Annotated in this window: 4 protein-coding genes; 2 read left to right on the forward strand and 2 right to left on the reverse strand. The window is 61.8% G+C overall.

The genetic code is table 11. From position 1 onward, the window contains the following. Positions 1 to 217 precede the first annotated feature (217 nt). Entirely contained in the window at positions 218 to 1522 is a 1305-nt protein-coding gene (gene pncB, locus VGP39_RS21300) for a nicotinate phosphoribosyltransferase (protein WP_327570073.1), read from the forward strand. Between the two features lie 292 nt (positions 1523 to 1814). On the opposite strand, the gene VGP39_RS21305 is transcribed toward pncB, so the two are convergent. Both VGP39_RS21305 and VGP39_RS21310 read right to left on the reverse strand, forming a co-directional pair. After that, the gene (locus tag VGP39_RS21305) at positions 1815 to 3833 is read right to left on the reverse strand and encodes a multicopper oxidase family protein (RefSeq protein ID WP_327570074.1); all 2019 of its coding nucleotides are present in this window, start codon (positions 3831 to 3833) and stop codon (positions 1815 to 1817) included. 255 nt (positions 3834 to 4088) lie between these two features. Continuing rightward, complete coding sequence (locus VGP39_RS21310; RefSeq protein WP_327570075.1) at positions 4089 to 5273, reverse strand: mandelate racemase/muconate lactonizing enzyme family protein; 1185 nt, start codon at positions 5271 to 5273, stop codon at positions 4089 to 4091. A 162-nt stretch (positions 5274 to 5435) separates the two neighbouring features. On the opposite strand from VGP39_RS21310, the gene VGP39_RS21315 reads away from it, so the two are divergent. Then, a complete protein-coding gene (locus VGP39_RS21315) occupies positions 5436 to 7184 on the forward strand; it encodes an NAD(P)/FAD-dependent oxidoreductase (protein WP_327570076.1) in 1749 nt (582 codons plus the stop codon). The last annotated feature ends 261 nt before the right edge of the window (positions 7185 to 7445 follow it).

Below are 7445 nucleotides of genomic sequence, written 5' to 3' on the forward strand. Positions count from 1 at the left end.
ACCCTCCCCCTCCAGGTAGGGGAATCGCATGTGCATGAACAAATAAGGAATCGCCGACGGTTTTGGTCGATATGTTCGTCCAACGATTCACCTTTGTTCACGCTTCGATTCACACATGCGATTACCCTGCCCCTCCAGGGGGGTAAGGGGAGCCACCCTAAATTCATGCCGCGCCGGGCACTGGTTGCCGGCGCGACGACGCGATATGGTTCCAGCCATGGCAGTCACGGACATCGCGACGCGGACCTACAATCACGGCTGGCGGCTCGATCCGATCGTGCGCAGCCTGCTCGACACCGATTTCTACAAGCTGCTGATGCTGCAGATGATCCGGGAGTTCTATCCGGACGACCACGTCACCTTCTCGGTCATCAACCGCAGCCGCCAGATCCGCCTCGCCGAGGTGATCGACGAGGACGAGCTTCGCGCCCAGCTCGACCACGCGCGCACCATCCGCTTTGCCAAGAAGGAGCTGATCTGGCTCGCCGGTAATACGTTCTACGGCAAGACCCAGATGTTCTCGCCGGATTTCATCAACTGGCTGGCGAATTTCCGCCTTCCCGAATACGAATTGCACAAGGTCGACGGCCAGTACGAACTGCATTTCCACGGGCCGTGGACCCACACCACCATGTGGGAGATCCCGGCGCTCGCCATTCTCAACGAACTGCGCTCACGCCAGGTGACCAAGGGACAGGGCCGCTTCGAACTCGACGTGCTCTATGCCCGCGCCAAAGCAAAACTGTGGAGCAAGGTGGAGCGGCTGCGCAAGCTCGACGGCTTGCGGCTGTCCGATTTCGGCACGCGGCGGCGGCACGGATTCCTGTGGCAGCGCTGGTGCGTCGAGGCGGTCAAGGAAGGTCTCGGTCCCGCCTTCACCGGGACGTCGAACGTGCTGCTGGCGATGGACAGCGACCTCGAAGCCATCGGCACCAACGCGCATGAACTGCCGATGGTCGCGGCGGCGCTGGCCGCCGACGACAAGGAATTGCGCTGGGCGCCGTATCGCGTCCTCGACCAGTGGCGCCATACCTATGGCGGCAATCTGTTGATCGCCTTGCCCGACGCGTTCGGCACCAAGGCATTTTTGCGCGACGCGCCGGAATGGGTGGCGGACTGGACCGGCTTTCGTCCCGACAGCGCGCCGCCGATCGCAGCCGGCGAAGAAATCATCAAATGGTGGAAGCAGAAGGGCCGCGACCCCAGGGAAAAGCTGCTGGTGTTTTCCGACGGCATGGACGTCGGATCGATCGAGGAGACCTGGCGGCATTTCGCCGGCCGGGTCCGGATCAGTTTCGGCTGGGGCACCAACCTGACCAACGATTTCGTCGGATGCGCGCCGGACGGCTCGGCCGATCTCGATCCGATCTCGATCGTGTGCAAGGTCACCGCCGTCAACGGCCGGCCGGCGGTAAAACTCTCGGACAATCCGGAAAAGGCGACCGGCAGCCCGGCCGAAGTCGAGCGCTATCTGCGCGTGTTCGGCAATGCGGGGCGCGTCCGCACCGCGGTGCATGTGTGAGATACGGCGACCCGCGCCCAGCACCGAGGTGTCGGAATAGGCCGAGTTCGCGTGCGCCCGCTTCAGCAGCAGGTCGCCGTCGATCACCTCGACGTGCTGAAGCACGTCGAGCGCGGCGCCGTGCACGGCGTCGTCGGGGGTCAGATGATTGCGGTTGGTGTGGTCGGGTACCCAGCCGTTGACATAGTAAAGCTTCGGATCGGTGATGGTGCCGACCATTGTCTGCTTGCTGTGGTCGACGCATTCCTGCTCATTTGTTTGATCGAACGATCAAATGCGGCGTTTCTCGAATTCAATGATGGGCATTCTCCACAATCCCGCCGCTCCCGTTCGGAAGTCCGATGCGGATGTTCTGCATCATTCCCTGATCTTCATGATCGAGGATGTGACAATGCAGCACGAAATCGCCGATGTAGCGCTGGTATCGGGTGCGCACATAGGCCGTGTAACCCTGCCGAACGAACAGCGTATCCTTCCAGACGCCCTTGAGGTTGGCGTATTGAGGTTCGTTTGCGTCCCCTGCGACACTTACGTCCTGACCAGTGGCATCGTTGATGATCCTGCTGACCTGGAACGGATTGACGTGGATGTGGAACGGATGCCCGTTGGCGTTAACCGTGGAAATCTTCCACTCCTCCACGCCGCCAAGCGGCAGAAGCTGGTCGATGCGATCGGGTTTATATGAGCTGCCATTTATCATGAAGCCCGCAGGACCGATTTCGAAGCTCGCCTGCCGCTGTGGCGGCTTGATTTCGCTATCGAGAATGTCCGGGTGAGCGACGAACGAACTCAGACGCAACCCATTGGCCAGATCGTCGCGCACCTTCTGACGCACCGCGGACGGCAAGCGGTCCGCGGCCGCGATGAGTTCGGCCTGAACGAACGCCTTGATGTCGGGAACCGCTGCGCCCGCCGCAACGGCAACCTTTCCAAGGAATTGCCGGCCCTTGATCTGGTTATTGACGCTGCTCGCCGCCGGAGCCGCTCCGTCCAGCACGCAGTAATTTCCGGCTTCAGGAAACACCATCAGCAGGTCTTCGCGATAGCCCGGCTGCAGGGTGCTGGTGGTGCGCTCGATCAACTGTGCACGCGTCAAGCCATCCGCGGCGAGGGCAAGCTGCGGCAACAGCGCAGTTCCCGGGCAGTTATGCGTCACCCAGTCCTCCTGCTGCGCGGCAGCTACCGCGGCATAGGGCTGCGCGTCGTCCCTCATCTTCTTGAATTGCAAATTCACCGTATCCCGCACACCGGCATGAACCACCCGCCAGCGCTCGATCTTTCCGGCCTGCGCATCCGCAAAGGTCGGGATGACTTCGCCGTTAATGCTGGTATAGCGGCCCGACTTCCGCCAGGTGGTCGGACCAAACTGGTCGTATTTTTCAATCCCCCCGACGTCGGAAGCATCGCAGATATACAGTCCGTTAGCGTCCTGTTTGATTTTTCCGGCGTTGTCGCGGCAGGCATACTGGATTTGCTGCAGCAGAACGAGGCGCTCGCGAAAGTTCGTTCCATCGGTGTTTCGCAGCAGGGTGTCGATATCCCCCTTGCCTTGCGCGCCGGGCGGGCGGGTGCCCTTGACGATCAACACACCGGCCATTCCGCTGGAAACCTGCAGCGCGGTCGAGCCGTGCCGATGCGGGTGATACCAGAACGTGCCCGCCGGGTGGTCTGGCGGAAGGTTGTACTCGTATTGAAAACTAACCCCCTGATAGATGCTTACCAGGACGTTGTCGCTGTTTCCGGTCGGGCTCACCCACAGACCGTGCGAGTGGAGGTTGGTGCGGTTAGCGCAATTCGGATGGTTGACATCCGGATCGGCCGACGGACAGTCCGGGTCTGGTGGAAGCTTGTCGTTATTCAACGTAAAGCGCACCGTTTCGCCGGGGAAAATCTCGATGGTCGGCGCCACGAACGGGACCTTGGGCGGCGCGGTTTCGCGTACATCGCGATAGGAACGGAGCTTGACCCGATCGTCCTTATCCGATCCCGGATTGTAGATCGTTGCCTCGGTATACTGAATGTTCAAGTCGATCACCGCTTCACCGCCCGTCGGCGGCGCGAGGCGCATCGCCGCTCCGGCGGCGGCCGGAGCAATCGCATTGATCTGCGGCCCCGCGCGTTCGATTTTTGCGACCGGTGGCTCTGCCACGATCCTGCCGGGGTTCTGCGCGAACGCTGTTTCAATGCCGGCGCACAACAGACCTGCCGAAAACACAACGCGCATTTTAAGACAGGAAAACGGCCGATGCGACGCAGGAGAATGCCGCACTTTCAAAAGGACGAAACTTTTTGTAGCGTCGGCGATCGGCATGAGAATATCCTTCTATTGTGGAGGCGACATACCCTGGTTTTCATGCCCAAGGGTTTCGCGATCCTTATGCTCAAGAACGTTGAGTCGTGATGAACGGCGCTGCAGGACCAGCGGAAGCGCCGCCAAATATTTTAAGTTATCAATTTGAGAATAATACACTCGCGCGAGCGCACTGCAAGTGGCTAAACATCGCAGCAATAACGGCCCTTTGGCAACCCAGCCGCAAGCAGGGAGAGGCGACTGGAACGTCATGCGCTACGGATGCGGATTGCGTGGCGGATGGGCCTTGATCACGTCCTCGTTGACGTCGGCGCCCCAACCCGGCCGCGTCGGCACGATCAGTTCGCCGTTCGCAATCGTCGGCGGATGGGTGACCAGATCGTCCTTCCACGGCACGTCGTCGATGTCGATTTCCATGATCGAAAAATTCGGCATGGCCGCGCAGAGATGGGCGCTCATCAGTGTAGAGATGTGGCCATAGAAATTGTGCGGCGCGCAGTTGATCTCATAGGCGTCCGCCATCGCGGCGATCTTGAGCGACTCAACGAGACCGTTCCAGGGCACGTCGATGATCGCGACATCGACCGAACGGTTCTCGAAGTATGGCCGGAACTGGCGGCGGCCGAACAGCGACTCGCAGGAGGCAACCGGCATCGGCGCCCGGTCGCGGATCAGGCGCAGGCCTTCCGGGTCGTAACTGTCGATCTCCAGCCATGACAGGTCGTAGGGCTCGCAGGCGCGCGCGACCTTGATGTAGCCTTCGGTCTTGAAGTTGAAATTGGTGTCGAGGTGGATGCCCATGCCGGGGCCGGCACCCTGCCGGAAGGCCGCGAGGCAATCGGTAATGGCGGCGAGCGTCGCGCGGTCAGCGTTGAGCTCGGGATGGCCCGGGCCGCGCGCAAAACCCGGTTGATGCATGCTGGGCGGATCGAGGTCGAAGCGAAAGATGTTGGTCTTGAGCGCCTTGAAACCGCTTTCCTTCACATGCTTGCCGAGTTTGACCACGTCGTCGAGCGACCGCACCGGCTCGAGACCCATCATGGCCGCGTTGCGAAGGCGATAGCTGCCGCAATGCGACCAGTACAGCGGCAGCCGGTCGCGCACCGGGCCGCCGAACAGCGCATAGACCGGCACGCCCAGCGCCTTCGCCTTGACGTCGAGCAGCGCGTTCTCGATCGCTGCCATCGCCTGCTGGTTGATGCCGCCCGGCGCCTGGCGCGTCACTGCATAATAGGTCGAGGTGATCCGTTCGATCGGCCGCGGATCCATACCGATCAGGCTCTTCGCCAGGCGGCGGATCACGGCCGTAAGACCCGCGCTGCCGTAACTTTCGTTGTATTCGGACCAGCCGACGATGCCGTCGTCGGTGGTGATCTTGAGAAACGAAAAGTCGCGCCAGCCGGCGTCGCAGTGCAAATCCTCGATCCTGACAATTTTCATTGGTGGTCCTTTTCAGTCAAACGGCTTTGATGGCCCGAGCGCCGCGCGTGGCCGAGTTGGATCGATGATTTACAGCGGAGTTCATTATGGACTTCTGCTTCATTCCGGCTACCTTTCGAAAAACTGCAGAGCGCCGCGACCAACCGAGAGATAACACAAACCATGACCGCCGACACCACGACCCCATCGGAACGCCCCGCTGAAGTTGGAACGGTTTTCGACGCCGTCGTGGTGGGCGCGGGCTTTGCCGGGATGTACATGCTGCATCGGCTGCGCGGGCTCGGCTTTTCGGCGCGGGTGTTCGAGGCCGGCGGCGGCGTCGGCGGCACCTGGTACTGGAACCGGTATCCGGGCGCGCGCTGCGACGTCGAGAGCATGCAGTACTCGTTCTCCTTCTCGGAAGAATTGGACCAGGAGTGGAACTGGTCGGAGAAATACGCGCCGCAAGCCGAAATCCTCACCTACGCCAACCATGTCGCCGATCGCTTCGATCTTCGCCGGCATATCGTGTTCGACACCCGCGTGACCGCGGCGACGTTCGATGAGGAAGCCAGATGCTGGCACATCGAGACCGACCGCGGCGACCGCGTGCGTGCAAAATTCTGCATCATGGCGGTCGGCTGCCTGTCGGCGCCGAACCGTCCGGCCTTCAAGGGCCTCGAGGCTTTTCGCGGCCCCGTCTATCACACCGGCCAATGGCCGCATCAGGGTGTCGACTTCACCGGCTTGCGCGTCGGCGTCATCGGCACCGGCTCCTCGGCGATCCAGTCGATTCCGATTCTGGCGCAGCAGGCCGCGGCGCTCACGGTGTTCCAGCGCACGGCGGCCTGGACGGTGCCGGCCTGGAACGAAAAGCTGACGCCGGAATACCTGCAGGCGGCCAAGGCCGATTATCCGGCGCTCCGCGCCAAGGCGCGCGCACGCCCGACCGGCTTCTATTTTCCTTTCAACATCAAGCCGGCGCTGGAGGCCAGCCCGGAAGACCGCGACCGACAGTACGAGGAAGCCTGGGCGCGCGGCGGCCTGCCCTTTCTCGGCGCCTACGGCGATCTGCTGTTCGAGAAAGCCGCCAATGACACCATCGCCGATTTCGCCCGCAGGAAAATCCGCGGCATCGTGAAGGATCCGGCCACGGCCGAGCTGCTGTGTCCGGACAACGTGTTCGGCTGCAAGCGGCTCTGTGTCGATACCGGTTACTTCGAAACGTATAACCTGCCGCACGTAAAACTGGTCGACGTCTCGAAAACGCCGATCGAGCGCTTCACCGCTGATGGCATCGAGGTTGACGGTGTCCAATATCCGCTGGATGCCGTAGTCTGCGCCACCGGCTTTGCCGCCATGACGGGGTCGTTCGACAAGATCCGGATCACCGGCCGGAGCGGCCTGACGCTTGCCGAGAAATGGCGGGCGGGCCCGCGCGCCTATCTTGGCATTGCGTCCGCAGGCTTTCCCAATCTGTTCATGATCACCGGCCCCGGCAGCCCTTCGGTACTGGCCAGCATGATCCAGGCGATCGAGCAGCATGTCGACTGGCTGGCGGACTGCATGGGCCACATGCGCGATGTCGGGGCAACGTGCATCGAGCCTATCCTCGAGCACGAGGACGCCTGGGTCGAGCATGTCACCGACGTATCGACGGTGTCGCTGCGATCGACCTGCAGTTCCTGGTATGTCGGAACCAACATAGCGGGCCGGCCGCGCGTCTTCATGCCGTATATCGGCGGCTTCCCGGTCTATGTGCAGAAATGCAACGAGGTGATGAGCGGCGGCTTCGAAGGCTTTGTCATCGAAGGTGGAGCGGAACGCAACACGGAACCGCAGGTGCGCTATACCGAACGCTGGCGGGTGCCGATCGATATCGAGGTCATTTCGCCGGCGGCCGTTGCCGCAAGGCGCGTCCCGGTGGTCTGACGCGGCGATCCGCTGGCTGGCTGCTATTGACTTGCGTGACGACCCTTTGGGTGGAAAACTTGCCTTACGCCGTACGGGGCGAGGCAACATGAAAACGACGGTACTTTATCTTGCGCTTGCACTCGCGGCGGTCACGGGCAGCGCGGCGGCACAGAGTTATCCATCTCGGCCGATAACCCTCATCATCCCGGGCGCAGCTGGTGGTCCCGGCGATATGGTCGGACGTGTCTTGATTGAACGCATGAGGACATCGCTCGGCCA

The organism is Bradyrhizobium sp., from assembly GCF_036009065.1.
Taxonomy (GTDB): Bacteria; Pseudomonadota; Alphaproteobacteria; order Rhizobiales; family Xanthobacteraceae; genus Bradyrhizobium.

Coding starts and splice junctions, on each gene's coding strand:
- VGP39_RS21315 (WP_327570076.1), top strand. CDS start 5,436: ATGACCGCCGACACCACGACCCCATCGGAACGCCCCGCTGAAGTTGGA.
- pncB (WP_327570073.1), top strand. CDS start 218: ATGGCAGTCACGGACATCGCGACGCGGACCTACAATCACGGCTGGCGG.
- VGP39_RS21310 (WP_327570075.1), bottom strand. CDS start 5,273: ATGAAAATTGTCAGGATCGAGGATTTGCACTGCGACGCCGGCTGGCGC.
- VGP39_RS21305 (WP_327570074.1), bottom strand. CDS start 3,833: ATGCCGATCGCCGACGCTACAAAAAGTTTCGTCCTTTTGAAAGTGCGG.